A 21,955-nucleotide genomic window follows, 5' to 3' on the forward strand; every position below is an offset into this window, starting at 1 on the left:
TAAAATTGAAACAAACGATGAATATGTGTAAATAATAACTATTTTTGTTTCATAAGGTCGTTTTGTGTTTACTGTGTTAAAATGGGAAAAATATGTATTGCGATAAAATGAAACGTAGCTGCTATGCTGAAACTGATTTAACGTTTTTGGTTAATATAAGCAATGCGATTGGTCATAGTCAGGATATATATAAAGATCTGGAATTGGTATTAAATGATTTGTGCGACTTTTTAGATGCACAATACAGCATGATAACAATAGTTGATCGAAATTATGATAAAATTATGATTAGTGCAGCTCATGGCTTAACTAAAGAGGAGAAAAGCAGAGGAGTATACAAAATAGGAGAAGGTATTATCGGAGAGGTAGTTCAGACCGAAACACCTGTTGTTATAAAAGATATTTCTAAAAATTCTAAATTTTTAAATAAAACAGGAATAAAAAGAAATAACAATCAGATGATGGCATTTCTTTGTGTTCCTATCATTCTGAAGAATGAAATAACTGGAACATTGAGTATTCATAAGGCTCATCAAGGTATTGTAGATTTCTCAGCAGAAATAAAATTCCTGAATATTGTGGGTATGCTAATAGGAAAGAATGTATCAATAAGACGTAAGCACATAGAAGAATTAGAAGAGTTACGAAAAGAAAATATAAAACTCAGAAAAGAAAACTATGTAAAGCCCGATAATATTGTTGGTAATTCATCTTTGATGAATGATTTATATAACCTTATAAATAGAGTTGCACCAACCAATAGTACAGTTATGATTAGAGGTGAAAGTGGAGTTGGTAAAGAACTAATAGCCGAAGCTATACACAATGCCAGTGAAAGAGCTTCTAAGCCTTTTATCAAAGTAAATTGTTCTGCTCTTCCAGAAAACCTCATAGAAAGTGAATTGTTCGGCCACGAAAAAGGTTCTTTCACAGGAGCCAATGCGTCACATATGGGACGTTTTGAAATGGCTAACGGAGGTACAATATTTTTAGATGAAATAGGAGATGTTCCGCTTTCAATACAAGTAAAGCTATTAAGAGTAATACAGCAACGGCAAATAGAAAGAGTTGGAGGAACTAAAACAATAAATATAAATGTACGGATAATAACAGCAACAAATAGAAATCTGGAAGAAATGATCAAGCAGGATACTTTTCGGGAAGATTTTTATTATCGAATAAATGTGTTTCCGATCTACGTACCGTCATTGAGAGAAAGGCGAGCTGACATACCTATATTAACGGATCATTTTATTGCAAAATTAAACAAGATTAATAAAACAAATGTAAAACGTATAACAGGAGGCGCGTTAGATATGCTAATGATGTACTCATGGCCCGGTAATATTCGGGAACTGGAAAATGTTATAGAACGAGCTATGATATTGACTATGGATGGAGTTATACACTCGTATAATTTACCACCCACATTACAAACCGGAGTTTCCTCTGACACAGTAGATAAAGGAACATTAAACAGCATCCTAGAGCGAGTTGAAAAGCAACTAATTATAGATACTTTAATAGCTGCACGCGGAAGTATTGTTAAGGCCTCTAGCCAATTAGGAGTAACAGAGCGCATAATGGGATTAAGAATTAATAAATATAATATTCAGATACAGGACTATAAAAATCTCACGGATGAAGCCAGTTAATATAAACATAGTTAGTTGTGACTATACAAATACAGATCATCTGAATGCGTTAGGTGATTTAATGAATGCATACATTGCTGATAAAATGGGTGGCGGTGAAGCACTGAGTAAGTTAAAGCAATTGAGATTAGTTGATGGCTTAAATCAACATCCAACCTCAATTGTACTATTAGCTATGTGCGAAGATATATTTTGTGGATTATTAGTCGCATTTCAAAATTTTTCCACATTTACAGTTAGCCCTATGATTAATATTCATGATCTGATAGTATTACCGGCATATAGAGGTAAAGATATTGGATGCTTATTATTGAAGGAAATCATAAATATAGCAAACGATAAAAAATGTAGTAGAATTACATTAGAAGTTCGAAATGATAATTTGGTCGCTCAAAATTTATATAAAAAAATAGGATTTGCCGAAGCAGAGCCATCTATGTACTATTGGCGAAAGAATTTACTCTAAATCAGATCATCATCAATCAATTTAAATAAAAATAAAGAATGAGTACAGATTTAATAATTCCGGAAAAAGATTTGTACGCTGTATTATGTACAAGTTTAGAATATGCAAACTCTTATTTTTCAATGTTGGCAAAAAGCATCAATTCCCCAAAGCCCCGTTTTGATAATGATTTTTTGTATAATCTGGCTATAATGAGCACCGAAAAATATTTTGTTGCGCTTCTAGCTCGTTATGATTGGAATGCATCTCATCACATGCCATTAGCCATGTATAAAGAGGCATTAGACTTTGATTCCGAACTTCCTGAATCGATAAAACAAACAGCAATTTTTGTGGGTAAGTTTGAAGCAATTTGTTCCATTGACGGTTTTGGATATCGTACACCATCACATCAAGATCTGCAAGAAATGGTAAAGGGTATTGAAGAATTAAAGGAATGGGTTGAAAAAAGAAAAGACGAAATATCATACTTATTCAGCAAATGATCAAAAATAGTTTTTCAACACTAACTTAAAAAGTACACGATTAAAAAATAATGAAATATTTGGACTATGTTCGATAATCCTTTTTAGCCTAAAAATAAAAGAATAACTCACTTATATTTTACTAATCAAATCAATTCTTAAAAAGAGAGACTTAATTTGGTTTGGCATGTTCTTTTTTCATCTATAGATTTCTCCTTGTAACGACTCTATAATATTTACTGTGAATTAATGGTTTGGGCACAAACGAATTTGAAGTATTTGGCCATGTTTTATTCCTTTCTGTTTTAAGGAGAGGATGTAAACAAAAAACACGAATACTTATATTTCAAATTCTTCTATCCACTGTGTTTTGGACTTTTCTTATATAAAAAGATGGAAATTAAAATTCTGCAATTTTCTCAGAATTGTATCTTGTAGTATATCTCCCAAAAGGTAACGATTATTATTCTGCGTTTTTCTTTGCTTTACTTAGTTGATTTTTAGAAAATAAGGCTAAAATTGTGCGTTTTTCTGTGATTTGCTATGTTTTGAATAGTAACTTAACCATACATATCGCAAGATACACGATTTTTTTCTTTCCGACTGAAAACAAGCAAGTTGCAAAATTATTTCCGTCAACAGGTAACGATTTAGAAACGAGCAATCTTCTATATTCTACTTTATTTTACATACAAAGAGCAACTAAATTATCAGTCAAAGATAAAAAAAATATTCAACTTGTGGGGGGGACCGTTATCTATTTATTTAGGGCAAACGCATCAAAACTTTAGTAGTTGTATAAGGTATTGATTATTGAGAGCAGCTTTGAGTTGTCTTTTCTTTAAACTAATTTTATCATTTTGCACTGCAATTATTTGTAGTGCTATTTTTCTAATGGTTGACAAATTCTCTGGAGCTCTTACAAATTTTGCCGAATTCCGTTATTTCTCTATTGCGGGAGGACGGATTCTTGACCTGATGAAAGAGTCAGAGATGCAAGGCTCGGAGGCTGCTCCGGAGAGTGGTGATATCAGATTGGAACATGTTTCGTTCGGATATGGGTATAAAGAAGTCTTACGCGACATATCGGTTCCTATGAAACAAGGTTCTTTAACGGCGTTGGTAGGCCCGTCAGGAAGTGGGAAAAGTAGCCTGATGAAAATTTGTGCACGCTTTTATAATCCATAGAGAGGGAAGGCTTTTTTCAATGGAGCAGATATGGGCTGAATAGATCCGGAAGCTTTAATGAAACATATCTCAATGGTATTTCAGAATGTGTATCTATTTGAAGATACGATTAAAAACAATATTGGTTTTGGCAAATCGGGTGCTACAGAAGAGGAGATTGTTCTGGTAGCAAAGAAAGCTTGTTGCCACGATTTTATTATGCGCCTGCCGAAAGGATATGATACGATAGTGGGAGAAGGAAGGTGCACTTTATCGGGAGGTGAGAAGCAGCGTGTTTCCATTGTGCGGGCTATCCTGAAAAATGCACCGGTAGTATTGCTCGATGAGGCTACGGCTTCGCTCGATCCTGAAAATGAGATAGACGTACAGAAAGCTATTAACAGCCTGATTGCAGGACGTACAGTTATTGTAATTGCCCATCGTCTGAAAACCATCAAAAGTGCTGATACTATAATTGTAATGGAAGAAGGTCGTATTGTGGAACAGCTCACATGAGGAACTGATCTCTAAAAATGGTCTCTATTACAAGCTATGGACAATACAGGAAAAAACACTAGGGTGGAAATTGTAGCTGGAAATATTTTTTCTCTGAAAATATATTGTTATGAGAGGGTTGTTTTTGAATGCCATTACACTATCTTTCCAGGTACCACTTATATGTATTTGTTTCGTTTATATTATATATTGCTTTTTGCTTATTGAAATCCAGCTTGTGTTCGATTTTTCAAATATCTTTTCAATTAAGTTTGAAAAACTCGTTTTTTTGATGCTAAGCTAATTCCGGAGAGAAATTTGATTCATGATTTTGATTCGTGAATGTTTTTCTCTAGTCCATCCTTACCTACACAAGAAATTAAAGTTAATCTTTTGGAGACTTATATAATTATATATTCAAATTATTATCTTTACTCTTATTTTTGAATTTAATGGTTCATAAATGCGAAAGATACTTCTACTAGCACTAATACTATCTCTATTCTTGTCGAAAATAAATGTGTTTGCTCAGATAAATGATCAATCTCATTATTCGGGCCTGACATTTATTGCCCACACTAAAAATCAGGATGAACGTACAGGGTTAAATCTGACGACAAAGAGAGCTATGAAATATTCGGAAGAAGGGTTCTCTTTAGAATTTGACTTGAAGTTGAGAGAAGAACTTCATACTTATGGCTATGTTTGTCGTATTGTCTCAAATAATTCGGAAAGTTTTGATATTATCTCTCACTTGTTGGAGTCAAATCTGAGATTTTTACTGACAAAAGCAGATAAGGTCATTGAAACGTCATCTATCCGTGACTCTATCGGAATAGTTAAAGATAAGTGGCTTAAGGTAAAGTTATCTTTTAACAAGGAGAATATTAAAATTCTGATTGATAATAATGAACAAACTATAGAACAACCGTTAATTAATTTTGCCGATATAAAAATATATTTCGGGGCAAATAAGGATACTCATTTTTATACGAATGATGTACCTCCTATGACGATCCGGAATATTGTAATCAGAGATAGTAAGAATGTAGTAAAACACAAATGGGAACTCTCTACACATAATAGAAATGAAGTATATGATGAAATAACGAAAGAGCAGGCAATTGCTGATAACCCCATTTGGGAAATAGATAAACATACCCAATGGAGTAAAGTTGCATCTTTTACCTTAAATACCAACGGCACAAATGTTAATCCTCTTCCTCAGCTAGCTTATGATTCGATCCTGGGAAGAGTTTTTATTGTTACACGAGACAGAATATATACATATCATATAGATAATAACCAGACAGATACTATAAAACCTCAAAGAGGATATCCTTATTTCAGAGTAGGTTCTTCGAGTCAATTGGTGTTTGATAGTAAACATAATAAACTCATTTCTTATAACCCGGATTTACCAAAACTGAATTTTTATGATTTCGAAAAAAATGAGTGGAGCGAACAATCTATTGTAGAGATAGATACCCGGCAGCATCACAATAGATTTATAGATTGTAAGAATGATCGGTTGGTTGTTTTCGGAGGATATGGAATTCATCGATACAATGCACAATTATCCATGATAGGGATTAATGATACTGCAAAATGGCATATAGAATCCCTTGATTCTGTTGTCCAGCCCCGCTATCTGAGTGCTCTATGTAACCTTGACGAGAAGAACTTCCTGGTTTTAGGTGGATATGGAAGCGTATCTGGAAAGCAAGAAGAATCCCCGAGGAATTATTACGATCTCTATAAAATAAACATCAACACAAAAGAATATATTCGCCTGTGGTCTTTTCTTAACGATAAGAATCATTACACGTTTAGTAATTCTATGGTCGCCGACATTGACGCAAACAAAATATATGCTCTGACATATAATAATGACAGATATTATTCGGCTCTGTATTTATCTGCTTTTGATATAAATACAGAAAATCCGTCGATGCAGGTACTGAGTGATTCTATCAAATATAATTTTCTGGATATTAAGTCTTATTGTGATTTATTCTTATATAGAAAGACGTCTTCACTCTATGCATTAGTGCAACAGGAACTTGTATCAGGAGAATCTACTGTTATAGAAATATATTCATTGGCATTTCCTCCTTTATCCAAAGACTATATTCATACTTATGAAGCGTCTAAAAAAGGTAGTAATTCTCCAGTCTTTTCGCTTGTTATAGTTATTGCTATTATTTCTGTTTTATTTATAGTCATATTTTATTATAGAAAAAAGAGAATGGGAGAGGTGGCGGTACCAGAAGAGGATATAGACTATCAACATAGACCGAGAAAAGAGAGATCAAGTGTAATGTTTCAAAAATCAGCTGTTTATCTCTTGGGCGGCTTCCGCATATATGATAGAAATGGCGAGAATATTACCGGTGAATTTTCACCTACTATCAAGCAAATAATGGTTTATCTTCTTTTAAATTCCATTAAGAATGACAAAGGTACCACTTCTCAGAGATTGGATGAAACCTTTTGGTTTGGTATGGATAAAGATAGTGCGTCGAATAATAGACGTGTAAATATAAGGAAGCTCAGACTGTTGTTGCAGGACATTGGTAATATTGAGATAATTAATAAAAATAGTTATTGGTATCTGAGCATAGGAGATAATACAACTTGTGATTATAGTGAAATTTCTCTGCTTCTGGATCAGTTACAGAAGAATCCTTTTGATAAGGGTATAATTAGCCAAATTGTAGACATTGCATCTTCCGGACCTTTACTACCTAATATAAATACAGAATGGGCAGATGATTTTAAATCAGAATTCTCTACTAAATTGGTAAATGCATTACTCGAAGTAATTAATGGGCATGAGATGGCAGATAATCCTAAATTGTTACTTAAAATATCAGATGTTATACTTATCCATGATAATATAGATGAAGATGCTATCCGCATTAAATGTAAAGTCCTGTACCAGATGAAACAAAAAGGATTATCGAAGCAAAGCTATGATAAATTCTGTGAAGACTATGTACGCTTGCTGAATACAAAACCGGACTTCTCTTATGAAGATATTATAAGCAGTTTAACGAAGAATTAATGAGAGATTAATGGTGTTTCTCTTATTGTCTAATCAAAGAATCGATACATTTTTAATTATTTTTTTTCGTTGGCTATTAGCTGTTTATGAAATGTTGACAAAAAATGCTTACCATGTGTTAATGCTCGATTAACGCAGGATTAACTCCATCCATTTTATATTTGATGCAGGAATGTATAGTCCCCCTATTGCTGAATAATTCATACCCGGGAGATTGAATATTGAGCATAGTTATGGAAATCTGAACCTGAAAAAATAAAAGACTTTTTTAATTAATACTACAACTATGAAAACAAGGAAGCGTGTAAAAAAATCCCAAAAAACAATTTTGAGATTTCTTTCTTTATTGATAGGTATTACTCTTTCTATTAGCTTGGTTATGGCGCAGACCAGGCCCGCCGTATCGGGAAAAGTAACAGACGATAAAGGAGAACCTATAATAGGGGCATCGGTGACATCCCCTATAAAGAGTACAATGACCGATGTTGACGGTACATTTTCACTTGATATACCTATCGGGACAGAAATTGAAGTTACTTATCTTGGCTTTAAATCTTATAAGATAAAGGTGAGTGATGCTAATTATTTAGATATAAGATTAGAAGAAGATAATGTAAAGTTAGATGATATTGTTGTTGTCGGCTATGGAGTTCAAAAGAAAGAAAGTCTCACCGGAGCTATTTCGAACATTAAATCGGATGAAATAATTAAAACTAAATCTCCGAGTCTGGCTCAATCTATACAAGGCAAAGTATCCGGCCTTAGAATAAGGCAGCAAGATGGCGAACCGGGACAATTCAGATCTGATATCAATGTCAGGGGATTAGGAACACCATTATTTATAATTGACGGAATTGTTCGCGATGGTGCGGACGCTTTTCAGCGATTAAATCCTGAAGATATTGAAAGTATCTCTTTCCTAAAAGATGGTACAGCGGCTATATATGGTATGAACTCGGCGAATGGAGCTATTATAGTGACAACAAAAAGAGGAGCAAAAGGAAAAACAAAAATAACATTATCGTCAAATATAGGAATATCAAAGCCTACCGATATTCCCAAAATGACAAATGCCGCACAATATATGGAAATGAGAAATGATGCTGCAATATTAGGTGAGGGTAATCCCCTGGTGACCAAAGAAGAACTTGCCTTGTGGAAACAGGGAGCTCCCGGATATGAAAGTGCCAACTTATATGATGATGTTTTCAGAAAATACTCTGTGCAGCATCAGCATACTATTTCAATGCAAGGCGGATCTGATAATGTATCGTATTTCGGAAGTCTCGGATATGCCCGTGACGAAAGTTTATTGAAATCGAAAGACCTGAATTATGACAAATATACATTTCGTTCCAATGCGGATATAAAGATAACTAACGGACTGGTGGCAGGAATAAATCTTTCGGGAAGATGGGATAAAACCAGTCAGCCATGGAACTCATTCTTCGAAATATTTAAGCAAACCCGTATAAATGTGCCTACATATCCGGCTTATGCCAATAATAATCCGGATTATCTGGCTACCCAGGAAATGGGCTTTAATCCGATAGCATTGGCTGATTCCGATCTAACAGGATACCACACTTATCATAATAAGAATTTTCAATCCACATTTTCTCTGAAATATGATCTTCCTTTCGTACAAGGATTATCTATAAAAGGACAATTAGGATATGACTATAATCAACAAAAACATAAAGGTATAAGAAAGAAATACTCTACATATACTTATTCTGCAGATAATGATGAATACATGGAAAATGTATATAATAATCCATCATTGATACAAGTAGGAAATAACGAAGCAAACCGGTTGGATTTACAGGCGCAAATAAATTATGCCCGTACGTTTAATACTATACATAATGTAAGTGGGACTCTTGTGTATGAAAGAAAACAGGAGAAAAATGACTGGTCTAATATAGAACGTAAATATGATCTTTATACATATGACGAAATTGATTATGCAGGAATAAAAGATCAACTGTCGAGTGGTATGTCAAACGAATCCGCATTCATTTCTTATGTCGGACGCTTCAACTATGATTTTATGGGTAAATATCTTCTTGAACTGGCATTCAGGTATGATGGCTCTTACAGATATGCACCGGATAGCCGATGGGCATTTTTTCCAATGGGATCTATAGGATGGCGTGCTTCGGAAGAGAAATTTATAAAAGACAAGTTCGACTTTGTAGATAATCTTAAATTCAGGGCTTCTTATGGAAAATCGGGACAGGATGCCGGAGATGCTTTCCAATATATACCAGGATACAATCTGAATGTAGGTATATATGAATTTACTGACGGTACAGCCCTATCAGGAATCGGCTCACCATCTATAACCAACCCGAATCTTACATGGTACAGGGCAAAACTATTTGATATCGGTTTAGATCTATCTCTGTTCAATGGCTTGTTCTCAATGGAGTTAGACTTATACCGACGAGATAGAACCGGGCTGTTGGCCACGCGTACAGTGTCGCTTCCGAATACTTATGGTGCAAGTTTACCTCAGGAGAACTTGAATAGTGATATCACTCAAGGGATAGACTTTACATTGGGACATCGTAATAAAATCGGAGATTTCTCTTATAGTATAAAAGGAAATATGAACCTTGCCCGTACAAAAATGAATTATGTAGAAAGAGGGCCATTCGTAAGTAGTTGGGACCGTTGGCGGAACCAGACTTCTAACCGTTGGAATGATTTCGTCTGGGGGTATGAAACTATTGGCCAATTTACCAATTCTGAGCAAATAAGGAATTATGGAGTGGTTCAATCTGGAGAAATGGGAAATAGCAAAGAACTGCCAGGTGATTATATCTTTAGGGATGTGAATGGAGATGGTATTATAGACGATAATGATAAAATGCCGGCTTTCTGGTCAGGGACTCCTCTCATTCATTACGGCCTCACGTTAGAAGCGTCATGGAAAAACTTCGATATCTATGCACTATTTCAGGGTGCGGGCATGTATACAGTCCAGTTTAGTGAAGTATATGCTGAGATTCTATGGTCGAAAGGAGCCAATACTCCGGCGTATTTTTATGACAGATGGCACAAAGAAGATCCTTACGATTCGGATAGTCGCTGGATTGCAGGAGAATGGCCGGCATCCCGTCTGATACAGGATGTAGGGGCTTTGTATAAAGACAACAGTGATATATGGCGTAGAAATGCATCATATCTGAGATTAAAAACTTTGGAACTGGGATATACTTTACCAAGCTCTGTGATGAAAAAAATTGGAATTGATAATGTCCGTCTTTATGTGAATGGATATAATCTGTTTACGTTCGCTGACTCGTTCGTTAAACCTTTCGATCCGGAAAGGATAGAGGGCTCTTATAATGCAGGGATGAACTATCCGTTAATGAAAAGTTTCAATTTCGGCTTTACTGCTAACTTCTAAATATAATAACTATGAAACAGATATATAAATCAATATTATTTTTAAGCCTGATCTTTTGGATTACGGCTTGTACAGACATTCTGGATGTGGAACCAAATAATAAAGTCCCTGCAGATAAAGTGCTGGATTCGGAGGAAGGTATAGCTATGCATATGGCTAATTTATATGGACGTCTGCCTATCGAAGACTTTTCATATGCTATCGACAAAGGTTTTAGCCTGGGTATAGGCAATACAGATCCCAACAATGGAGGCCGTTCGGCTGCTCATGCCTGCGACGAAGCCATGCACTCCGAATTTAATGATGATGTAGACGAAGGTTTCGATTTTTGGGAAGGATATATAGATGATAAAGGTACATACAAATCATGGAGAGGAATTTATACATTAATACGGGATATTAACAGCTTGATTGAGACAATTCCGGCTCTGACCAAAGTTTCGGAAGATAAAAAGAGAACGTTAGAGGGTGAGGCAGCATTTCTGCGGGCATTTACTTATTATGCTTTAGCTAAACGCTATGGTGGAGTACCTCTGATTAAAGAAGTACAGGTATATGATGGTGATGTTGAGGCACTGAAAGTTCCCCGTAGCACAGAAAAAGATACATGGGACTTTATCCTGAGTGAATGTGATATGGCTGCAGCGAAGTTGACAGACTCTCCTTTCGATACCCGCCGGGCGAATAAGTGGGTTGCTTTGGCTTTAAAATCAAGAGCTGCACTCCATGCTGCTTCGGTTGCTAAATTTACCCATGCTCCCTATGTCAGTATTTCGGGCCCAGCAGTAGAACAGAAGTTAGCAGGGATTGATTCATCTGAAGCTGACAGATATTACAAAGAGTGTATTAATGCTTCTGATGAAATAATGAAAAGTGGTAATTATGAATTGTACGGAGCGAATCCGTCGACAAAAGAGAATGCTATAAATTCCTACCAACAGATGTTTGAGAATCCTAACAATGTTTTATCAGGAATAAAAGAACCTATGTTTATCAAAGGTTATACATCAGGTACTGTATTAGCCCATAATTATGATATCTGGTACCGTCCTAACCAGACAGCTAGCGGATGGCCTCATCCCGGAAGAATGAATCCGACTCTCGATTTGGTAGATGCATATGAAGATTATACTGATGACGGGCAAGGTTTGAGTAGTCTGATAAAAACACGGGTGGATGGTAATGAAAGCACTTATGGCGGTTTTGATAGAAGTGCGAGCTACTATTCTTTTCCTATAGATAAGCCATACGAAATCTTTGAAAATAAAGATGCCCGGCTATGGGCAACCATGATACTTCCGGGTACTGAATGGAAAAACAAGACTATTATCATACAAGGAGGTATTGTAAAACCCGATGGTTCGTTCATTTTCCGTACCGATGCGAGTGTAAAAGGACTTGATGGTAAGACATATTATACTTATGGGTCCGATAATGCAAATCAATATTCCGGATTTAGTCCGGTTGGTGGAAATTATACCAGATCGGGATTCTTATTAAGAAAGTTCCTTCAGGAAAAAGAAGATGTTACTCCTGAGTGGAATAAGGGTTCTAACGACTGGATAGAGTTCCGCTATGCAGAAGTCCTTCTTAATTATGCAGAGGCTGTTGCTGAACACTCTTCTCCTACATTGGAGGAGCAGACAAAAGGCAAAAAAGCATTAAATGATATCCGTAAGAGAGCTGCTCATAAAGATGAAATAGTATTGACTGTAGATAATGTCCGTAAAGAAAGATTTATTGAATTTGCTTTTGAAAACAAACGCAGATGGGATCTGACTCGATGGAGAACTTACCATAAGTTGTTTGAAAACAGGATGAAACACTCTTTAGTACCATTTCTCGACCTGAGAGAAGCTACTCCTAAATATATATTCGTAAGAATGAATCCTCCGGGATATAATAATCAGACATATAACTACTCACGGTATTACCGACAAATACCGGGCATAGGAAGTAACGGACTTGTACAGAATCCATAAAAAACACTCTTTAATATAGAATATTATGAAAAAGAATTTGACAATAATTGCCATGCTGGTGCTTTTCGGAATCTTTTCTTCCTGTGAAAAAGATAATCTCGATTACGCCCCGGATGCATCCTTTTCAGGAGAAATCAGAGACCTTGAAACCGGAGAATTAGTGCAGCAGGATATTCTGGAAGGCGCGAAAATTTATTTTATTGAACTGGGCTGGAATAATCCTCCGGTGCAATCGATGGTATTCAAAAATGACGGGACTTTTCAGAATAATCTTATGTTCTCGGGTGATTATAAGATTATAATGAATAAAGGGAACTATATTCCGCAGGATACAATAAGATATCAAATGAAAAAAGGGGCGAATACCCATACATTCGAAGTTATACCGTATATAAGAATTACTGATACTGATATTAAATTTAGAGATGGGAAGATTGTCGCGAAATTCAAAATGCAACAGACTACATCGGAGCCTGTTAAGGCGATTTCCTTATTTGCCCATCCGGATATATCTGTGGGATATCGTATACAAACGGCGAGTGTAACATACGAATTAAATACGATTGCGGAAGATGTAGAATATGAGATTGTTATGGATATAAATAATTATAATAAAATATCCACGGGCAATAGCTATTATTTCCGTATAGGTGCATTAAGTGGTGCGTCGGAGGCTAAATATAATTATGCTCCTGCGGTGAATGTTGATTTGTAATCTTTGCAGAGTGCAAGCTAATAAATAAAACATGAAAAAAATATCTCAAAATATTTTTCGGATTATATCCCTTTCTTTCATTCTGGGGATTGTAGTAAGTTGTTCAGATAAAGAGGTTATAAGTAAAGAACCGGTTGATTATGTGAATCCGTATATAGGAAATATAAGTCATCTGTTAATTCCTGCTTATCCTACCATCCATCTTCCGAACAGTATGCTAAGGGTATATCCGGAAAGGGAAGATTATACCGGAAATAAAATAAAAGGCTTGCCAGTGATAGTTACAAGTCATAGAGGAAATTCGGCATTTTCCATAAGTCCGCTTGCCGGGGACAAGCAATTATCTTCGGTTATTCCGCTGGAATACGATAATGAAGTGATTAAGCCATATTTCTATCGGGTATTTCTGAATGAGGATAATATCGATGTGGAATATGTACCATCATATCAGTCTGCAATATATAAATTTCAGTTTAGTGAGGGTGCTCCGTCCTTTGTGATAAATAGTAAGAATGGTATATTGAAAGCGAATGGAAGTTCAGTATCTGGTTATCAGCAAATAGGAGATTTTCCAACAAAAGTCTATCTGTATCTCGAAACGGATATTGATCCTGAACGGATAGATCCCTTTGATGATAAAACGGAGGATAGTTCTTGTCTTGTAATGAGATTTACAGAGAATTCACGACAAATACATATTCGTTATGGTATATCCTTTATAAGCGAAGAGCAGGCTAAAAAGAATCTTTACCGGGAAGTGAAAAATGCCAGCTTTGATGAAGTCAGAGAACAAGGGCGGGCTATATGGAATGAGACACTGAGTAAAATAAAAGTCGAAGGGAACTGTGAAGATGCTAAAGCAGTGTTTTATACATCTCTTTACCGCACTTATGAACGAATGATCTGTATCTCTGAAGATGGGATGTATTATAGTTCGTTTGATGATAAGGTGCATGGCGATAATGGCATACCATTTTATACTGATGACTGGATTTGGGATACATACCGTGCCACACATCCTCTGAGAGTTATCATAGAACCCGAAAAGGAAGTTCAGATGATTAATTCATTTGTCCGTATGGCTGAACAGATGGATAATTTTTGGATGCCAACTTTTCCTGAAATTACTGGTGATAGTCGCAGAATGAATTCAAATCATGGAGTGGCAACAGTTATCGATGCTTATGTAAAAGGGCTTAAAGGATTTAATCTCGAATTGGCTTATGATGCATGCAAGAGGGGTATTACTGAAAAAACACTTATTCCATGGTCAGGAGATAAGGCCGGAGTGTTAGATGATTTCTATAAAAAGAACGGTTATTTTCCGGCCTTAAGAGACGGTGAGATAGAATCGGTTGCCAATGTGAATAATTTTGAAAAAAGGCAACCTGTCGCAGTCACTTTAGGTACAGTGTATGACGAATGGTGCCTTTCCCAGATTGCAAAACATATAGGCAAAAAGGATGACTATTCTCATTTTCTGAAAAGAAGTCTGAACTATCATAAGTTGTTTAATCCGGATACTAAATTCTTCCATCCCAAAGATATGAATGGAAGCTATATTGAACCGTTCGATTACAGGTATTCGGGAGGGCAAGGTGCCCGTGATTATTATGGAGAAAACAATGGATGGGTATATCGGTGGGACGTGCCTCATAATATTGCTGATCTGATTAACTTAATGGGGGGAGATGCTCTATTTGTTGAAGAACTGGAGAAGATGTACGATACGCCATTGGGCAAAAGCAAATTTGAATTTTATGCACAGCTACCCGATCATACGGGGAACGTGGGTCAATTTTCGATGGCTAATGAACCTAGCCTTCATATCCCATATCTATATAATTATGCAGGACAGCCCTGGAGAACCCAGAAAAGAATCAGGAATCTGTTGGATCAGTGGTTCAGAAACGATCTTATGGGTGTTCCCGGAGATGAAGACGGAGGCGGAATGACATCTTTTGTTGTATTCTCCCAACTCGGATTTTATCCGGTAACTCCCGGCTTACCAATGTATGTCATAGGAAGTCCGACCTTCGAAAAGGCAAGTATAAAATTGGGAGAGGGTAAGACATTCGATATTATATGTAGTAATTATTCACCAGAGAATAAATATATACAATCCGCAAAGCTGAACGGTGTCGATTGGAATAAATCCTGGTTTACTCATGAAGACCTAATAAAAGGTGGAAAACTGGAGTTTGTAATGGGAAACAGACCCAATAAGCAGTGGGCTTCGGATAAGGCTTCTATTCCTCCATCCTTTGAAATGAACGGAGATTAAAAACAGATATTCACATAATCATTGTTGTTGAGATTACTGATTTGATTAATATCAGGTAGTTTTTATACTATCCGGCTAAAGTTATATCTAAAAACTAATTAACTATAAAATATGAAAGAAAAATTATTAATAATCGGTTGTTCTTTACTTGCATTATTTATGCTGATCTCTTATACGGGATGCAGTAGCGATAATGGAGAAGATATTGTAACTCCTGAATCACCGGAGGACGGAGATAATGAGACCTTGGACTATAATACTATATGTTTCTACTATGACTGGTATGGAAATGAAGAGTTTGATGGAGGAATGTCACATTGGGCTCATGCGATAGCACCCAATCCAAATGGAGGAAGTAGTCCGGGGACTATTCCAGGCACCGAGGGCAACATCGCGTCTAATTTTTATCCGGAGTTAGGAAGATATAGTAATCGTGATCCCGAGATTGTAAAAAAGCACATGGAAATGTTCAAGAAAGCACGAATCGGTGTTGCTGCTGTTAGTTGGTGGAATGAGAAAACGGCTGCAGAGGCTGATAAAAACCAACTCTTATTGGATGAGGCACAAAAGGTAGGAGTAAAGGTTTGCTTCCATCTTGAACCATACTCCGGGCGTAATCCGGAGAATCTGAAAGAAAATATGAAGAAGCTTATTGATAAATATGGTAATCATCCGGCTTTTTATAAAGTTGATGGTAAGCCGATGTTCTTTATCTATGATTCATATAATATTGAGGCAGAAGAATGGGCAAAACTGTTAAGTCCAAATGGTGCAATTACAATAAGGAATACCGCCTATGATTCTTATGTGATTGGTTTGTGGCTTGACAACGTAGATAAACAGGGCCCTGTAATCCTTAATTCTCACTTCGATGGATTTTACACCTACTTTTCTTCTCTCGGATTCAACTATGGTTCTACTCCTACAAATTGGAATACGATGCAAAAATGGGCGGAAAATAACAACAAGATCTTTATTCCAAGTGTTGGCCCGGGATATATAGATACGCGTATCCGTCCATGGAATACGCCTGCCACCCGTAACCGGAATAATGGTAGATATTATGATGTCATGTACGGAAAAGCAATAGAGTCGAAAGCATCTTTCATATCCATAACATCATTTAATGAATGGCATGAAGGATCACAGATAGAACCGGCTACACCATACACTGGCTCAGCATTTACTTATCTGGATTATGAGAGTTTAGCTCCGGATTATTATTTAACAAGAACCGCTCATTGGATCAAGGAGTTTCGAAAGAGCAGAAATTAAACTCACTTCACATACTTAATCAATATCTAAAACCGGAAACAATGAAAAAGAAAAACATGTTGACTATTCAGATTTTATTGTTTGTATCTGTCTTCTTATTCAGCTGTAACAATAATTTAGATCTGAACGAAAAAACAGAGGATAATACAAACACCTCTGTACTAAAGAACACGGCATTATCTACAGAGAATTTAGATTATAATACTTTTGGATTTTACTATAACTGGTATGGTAATGCAGAATTCGATAACGGATATTTCCATTGGGGACACGATATACTTCCGGGGCCGGGGCAAAGTACCAGTCCTGGTTATATACCGGGGACGAATGGTGATATTGCTGCTAACTTTTATCCTCAGTTAGGGACCTATAGCAGTAAAGATCCGGTCTTAATAAGAATGCACATGGAGATGTTTGTCCGTTCGCGAGTCGGTGTTGTAGCCTTGTCATGGTGGAATGAATCGGGTACCTCCGAACCGGAAAAAATATCTTCGCTTCTTAATATAGCTAATGAATACGGTCTTAAAGTATGTTTTCATATAGAACCTTATTCAGGCCGAAATGCAGCATCTATGAAAGAAAGTATTACTCACTTAATTGATACCTATGGAGGACATCCGGCTTTTTACAGGCTGAAGGGCAAACCTGTTTTCTTTATTTACGATTCTTATCTTACTTCGGCTTCCGACTGGGCTACTCTATTAAGTCCCGGAGGTAGCAGAACGATAAGGAATACTCCGTATGATTCTCATGTTATCGGATTATGGTTGAATAATATGAGTTCGCAGCCATCCGTTATTTTAGGTGCTAATTTTGATGGATTCTATACCTATTTTGCATCTGATGGCTTCACTTTTGGTTCCACATCATCTAATTGGGCTTCAATGCAAACTTGGGCAAAACAAAATAATAAGCTGTTCATTCCAAGTGTTGGTCCCGGGTATATAGATACCCGAGTTCGTCCTTGGAACGATGCTACTACCCGCAATCGTAACAATGGTCAGTATTATGACAATATGTACCGAAAAGCAATAGACACGGGTACTGAATATATTTCTATCACTTCTTTTAATGAATGGCATGAAGGGTCACAAATAGAACCGGCTGTACCATTCAGTAGTTCTTCCTTTACTTACTCAGACTATGGCAGTCTTTCTCCCGACTATTATTTGGATAGGACTGCTTATTGGGTCAGTGAGTTTGTTAAAAATAAGCAACAAGCTAGAGCAGAACTATATATTAATGGCCGAGATGGAGGATATATTGATTTTGGTCATAGCCCTGAATATTCAAATTTTGGAGAAAATGGGAAACAAGCATTTACGGTGGAATTGTGGCTTAAATTGAAATATACAGAAGCTTTTGGTAGTGTAGTATCATGCTTTAATGAGGACAGTCAGACCCAGACTCGTAAAGGATGGGTAATCAATAGTTTTCATAATTCGAGGCTTAGGATGACACTCGGCTTGGAAAATTGGGGGTTATTGGAACCGGGCTTTGATTTCTCTACGACCGGGCAATGGGTACATTTTGCTGCTGTAGTGGATGAGAATGGTATAAACGAAGAACAAATTAATGGAAAGCCTGTGGTTTTAAAAGTTTATCAGAATGGAATACTGAAAGACCAGAGTACATCCTTTGATGGAGGAAATTATTTGTCAAATTATTTACAGACACCAATGATTGCTTTTGGCCAGCCTGCGGGTGTAGGAGGAATGACCAGCGATTGGAGGCTTTCCGGTTATATAAAAGATTTTCATATCTGGAAGAGTGCAAAATCGGAAGGTACTATCAGAAAAATTATGAATAAAGATATCGATGTTACAGGCTTTGAACCTGATCTGGTATGCGGATGGAGATTCAATTCTGTTCCGGTAAATAATCAGGATATAAAAGATCTGACAGGTAGATATTCAGCACGATTAGTCGGTGATTACCAGTGGATATCACTTCAATAGACCATATTTTAAAACTTTTTATAGAATCTAATTATTCTTACATTATGAAACACATTTTTAATTTTTTGACCTTATTAGCCTTCTCTTTACTTGTATTTTCGGCTTGTTCCGATGATAACGATAATTCAGCAGTAGATGTGAGTAAATTTGTTACACAAATGGAAGGTGTCCGCGATGAAATGGTACAGTTAAGAGATAATGTCCAATATGGCGATAAGAAAGATATGTATCCGCAGGAGAGCAAATATATATTAGACGATGCTGTGATACAGATAGAAAAAACGATCCGTTATTTTAAGAATGGAACAGAAACAGATCCTACCCAGAATAAGACGGATGAGGCTATTGCCGCTGCGAATAAAGCGATTGCTGACTTTAAGGCAACACAGCGGACCGAAGATTTACCCCCTGAATTTAAAGATGCTGAATTATATGTTAATGGCAAAAATGGTGGATATATTGACTTTGGATATAGCTCTGATTATTCTAATTTTGGTGAGTCGGGTAAACAGGCTTTTACAGTAGAACTGTGGTTTAAGTTAAAATATACGGAAGGCTTTGGTAGTATAGTTTCATGCTTTAATGAAGATGGTGAAACTCAGACTCGTAAAGGCTGGGTTATCAACAATTTTGATAATTCAAGAGTGCGTATGACCATCGGGCTTGAGAACTGGGGTTTGATGGAACCCGGAGTGAATTTTGGAACTACCGGAGAATGGGCTCACTTTGCAGCCGTTATAGATGAGAATGGTATCAATGGGGAATCGGCAGTTATTAAAGTTTATCTGAATGGAGAATTGAAGGATCAGGCTACAGCACAAGTCGGGAAAAATTATCTGTCGAATTATCTTGAAACCTCGATGGTTGCATTTGGCCAGCCTGCAGGAGTAGGCGGAATGACGGATGCCTGGAGACTGTCTGGATATATCAAAGACTTCCATATCTGGAAATCTGCGAAAACAGAAGAGGAAGTAAGGAAAATAATGGATAAAGAAATTATTGTTACCGGTTCCGAATCAGATCTGGTTTGTGGATGGAAATTTACATCTACTGTAGAGAATAATGAAGATATAAAAGACCTGACCGGAAAATATTCTGCGAAGTTGGTTGGCGAGTATCAATGGATTACTGTTGACTGATATTTACCGCAATCAGTAGTTGAAATTCGGATTCATCTTTCTAATAAAAGAAATGAGTAAATTCTGTTAATTTTTTTAACTACGGATTCGTATTACTTATAAGCAAGTAAGTGTACTTTATCTTTGTATGAAGATTCGTATACTTACTTGTTAGCTTTTTGAAGGATTAAAATTCGTATATTGTAACTGATTCTTTTGATTAATACCTTTTGTAAGAATTATTCCTGAATAAAATAAAATTATTGACGTATGAAAGAGCAATCGAATAAGTGCTTTATAATTAGTGTATTCCTGATTTATTTGATAGGCTGTAAAACGAATCAGAGTATTAAAGACACTGGCTATAGAAGTTCTTTTTCCTTGGATGGGAATTCTATAAACATATATTCGGCAAGTATTGTAGATACTATAGATATAATTCTATTATCAGATACTCATTTGTCGATGAAAGATGATCGGGAGAAACCCTATGAAGAATATAGTAAACGTATGTCCGGAGCATATGCGATAACCAGACATTATCAAACAGGAGAAGAAACCAATCCTCAACAGGCATTCGTTGAAACAATTGAAATAGGCAAAAAGAAAAATATTGATCTATTGGTACTTGCAGGTGATATATTCAGTTATCCTTCGGAACGGGCTGTAGAATGGGTTGACTCCGTCCTTATCGAGTCTAAATTGAAATATGTCTACACAACAGGAAATCATGACTGGCATTATGAAGGGATGCAAGGAACCTCTCAAAAGCTGAGACAAACCTGGATAAATAACAGACTTATCTCTTTATATCAAGAACGTAATCCTTTGTTCTTTTCTGTTACGATAAAGGGTGTTAAGCTCATTGCAATAGACAATTCTACATATGAAATATCGTCCGAACAACTTACCTTTTTTCAACAAGAAGCAGCTTCTGGTCTACCTCTTATTCTGGTAATGCATATTCCTCTATATATGCCGGGACGCCCGGTTAATTATGGTTGTGCTCATCCGGACTGGAAGAAAGAGAATGATAAATTATACGAACTGGAAAGAAGAGAGCCATGGCGAGAAGAAGGACATACAAAGACCACGATGCAATTTCGGGAAGAGGTACTGAAAACCTCTAATCTTCTGGGTGTTTTTGCCGGACATATACATAAACAAAGTTTAGATGTTGTAGATGGATTACCTTTGTTTGTAGTAAAAGAAAATGCTTCAGGTAATTATTATAATATCAAAATTATTCCTTTAAAATAACTGTTTTTAATCACGTAATCTTGTTGTAAATCTATAAAGATAATTTACCGATAAAGGCAGAAATTACCTCTTGTTTGTCATTATATCAAGTATCAATCTGTCAGCTTCTTGCATACCTTGTGCTCCTATACGAACAAGATTTAATATACATTGATCAACGTCATCTTCTATGATACCTTCTATAGATGTCACTACTTTTTGTTCCATTGCCAGTGTTGCAGACAGCAAGGCTGTTGAAACGCCACTGGCTAACTTCATGGAACAACTGGGTTTTGCCCCGTCACATATCATTCCTGTCAGATTAGCAATCATATTTTTTACAGCGTAAGATACTTGCTCATATTTACCACCCATCAGATGTACAATGCCGCAACCAGAACCGGTGGCTGCAATTACACATCCGCATAGAGCAATATATTCTCCGAATCCTCCCCATGTATTCATACCCAAATCGTATCCTGTTGTCCGATCGGTAAAAGAGGCTATCGAAACTTTGAAAGGGTGTTTGGAATAAATTCTATCTTTGTATCATTATGAGAAAATCGGTTTTAGTACTACTTTCTTTTTCAAATACTTCTTCAGCAAAAGACTAAAGGGTAGGGTAGTGCGCGTTTCTGACGGCGACACGGTA

General features: G+C 36.4%; 12 protein-coding genes and 2 pseudogenes. 13 read left to right on the plus strand and 1 reads right to left on the minus strand.

What is annotated here, in order from left to right:
• The first annotated feature begins 92 nt into the window (after positions 1-92).
• The 13 genes and pseudogenes from E4T88_RS16605 (at position 93) to E4T88_RS16665 (ending at position 21,324) form a co-directional block, all read left to right on the plus strand.
• Positions 93-1,655 carry a sigma-54 interaction domain-containing protein gene (locus E4T88_RS16605; RefSeq protein WP_134436243.1) on the plus strand — a complete coding sequence of 521 codons (1,563 nt, stop codon included), beginning with the start codon at positions 93-95 and terminating at the stop codon, positions 1,653-1,655.
• Entirely contained in the window at positions 1,642-2,121 is a 480-nt protein-coding gene (locus E4T88_RS16610) for a GNAT family N-acetyltransferase (RefSeq protein ID WP_135107412.1), read from the plus strand. The genes E4T88_RS16605 and E4T88_RS16610 overlap by 14 nt, the downstream gene beginning before the upstream one ends.
• A gap of 38 nt (positions 2,122-2,159) precedes the next feature.
• Positions 2,160-2,606 carry a hypothetical protein gene (locus E4T88_RS16615; RefSeq protein WP_135107414.1) on the plus strand — a complete coding sequence of 149 codons (447 nt, stop codon included), beginning with the start codon at positions 2,160-2,162 and terminating at the stop codon, positions 2,604-2,606.
• Positions 2,607-3,395: 789 nt separating this feature from the next.
• Positions 3,396-4,344: pseudogene (locus E4T88_RS16620) on the plus strand (ABC transporter ATP-binding protein); the annotation flags it as partial.
• 366 nt (positions 4,345-4,710) lie between these two features.
• Positions 4,711-7,314: a hypothetical protein gene (locus E4T88_RS16625; RefSeq protein ID WP_135107416.1), complete on the plus strand. Its 2,604-nt coding sequence runs from the start codon at positions 4,711-4,713 to the stop codon at positions 7,312-7,314.
• Positions 7,315-7,600: 286 nt separating this feature from the next.
• Positions 7,601-10,732 carry a SusC/RagA family TonB-linked outer membrane protein gene (locus tag E4T88_RS16630; RefSeq protein WP_135107418.1) on the plus strand — a complete coding sequence of 1,044 codons (3,132 nt, stop codon included), beginning with the start codon at positions 7,601-7,603 and terminating at the stop codon, positions 10,730-10,732.
• An 11-nt stretch (positions 10,733-10,743) separates the two neighbouring features.
• Complete coding sequence (locus tag E4T88_RS16635; RefSeq protein WP_135107420.1) at positions 10,744-12,714, plus strand: RagB/SusD family nutrient uptake outer membrane protein; 1,971 nt, start codon at positions 10,744-10,746, stop codon at positions 12,712-12,714.
• A 25-nt stretch (positions 12,715-12,739) separates the two neighbouring features.
• Entirely contained in the window at positions 12,740-13,429 is a 690-nt protein-coding gene (locus E4T88_RS16640; protein WP_135107422.1) for a DUF3823 domain-containing protein, read from the plus strand.
• A 31-nt stretch (positions 13,430-13,460) separates the two neighbouring features.
• Positions 13,461-15,713, plus strand: a complete 2,253-nt coding sequence (locus E4T88_RS16645) for a GH92 family glycosyl hydrolase (RefSeq protein ID WP_135107424.1) — start codon at positions 13,461-13,463, stop codon at positions 15,711-15,713.
• Between the two features lie 111 nt (positions 15,714-15,824).
• The gene (locus tag E4T88_RS16650; protein ID WP_135107426.1) at positions 15,825-16,988 is read left to right on the plus strand and encodes a glycoside hydrolase family 99 protein; all 1,164 of its coding nucleotides are present in this window, start codon (positions 15,825-15,827) and stop codon (positions 16,986-16,988) included.
• A gap of 41 nt (positions 16,989-17,029) precedes the next feature.
• Positions 17,030-18,946, plus strand: a complete 1,917-nt coding sequence (locus E4T88_RS18340) for a LamG-like jellyroll fold domain-containing protein (RefSeq protein ID WP_228093997.1) — start codon at positions 17,030-17,032, stop codon at positions 18,944-18,946.
• A 44-nt stretch (positions 18,947-18,990) separates the two neighbouring features.
• Positions 18,991-20,085 carry a DUF4972 domain-containing protein gene (locus tag E4T88_RS16660; RefSeq protein ID WP_135107428.1) on the plus strand — a complete coding sequence of 365 codons (1,095 nt, stop codon included), beginning with the start codon at positions 18,991-18,993 and terminating at the stop codon, positions 20,083-20,085.
• A gap of 249 nt (positions 20,086-20,334) precedes the next feature.
• Positions 20,335-21,324 (plus strand): metallophosphoesterase family protein, encoded by a 990-nt coding sequence (locus E4T88_RS16665; protein WP_135107430.1) that lies wholly within the window; start codon positions 20,335-20,337, stop codon positions 21,322-21,324.
• A 63-nt stretch (positions 21,325-21,387) separates the two neighbouring features.
• Here the strand turns inward: E4T88_RS16665 and E4T88_RS16670 are convergent.
• Positions 21,388-21,747, minus strand: a pseudogene (locus E4T88_RS16670) (L-serine ammonia-lyase, iron-sulfur-dependent, subunit alpha); the annotation flags it as partial.
• Between the last annotated feature and the right edge of the window lie 208 nt (positions 21,748-21,955).

The sequence above is a fragment of the Dysgonomonas mossii genome (genome assembly GCF_004569505.1).
Taxonomy (GTDB): domain Bacteria; phylum Bacteroidota; class Bacteroidia; order Bacteroidales; family Dysgonomonadaceae; genus Dysgonomonas.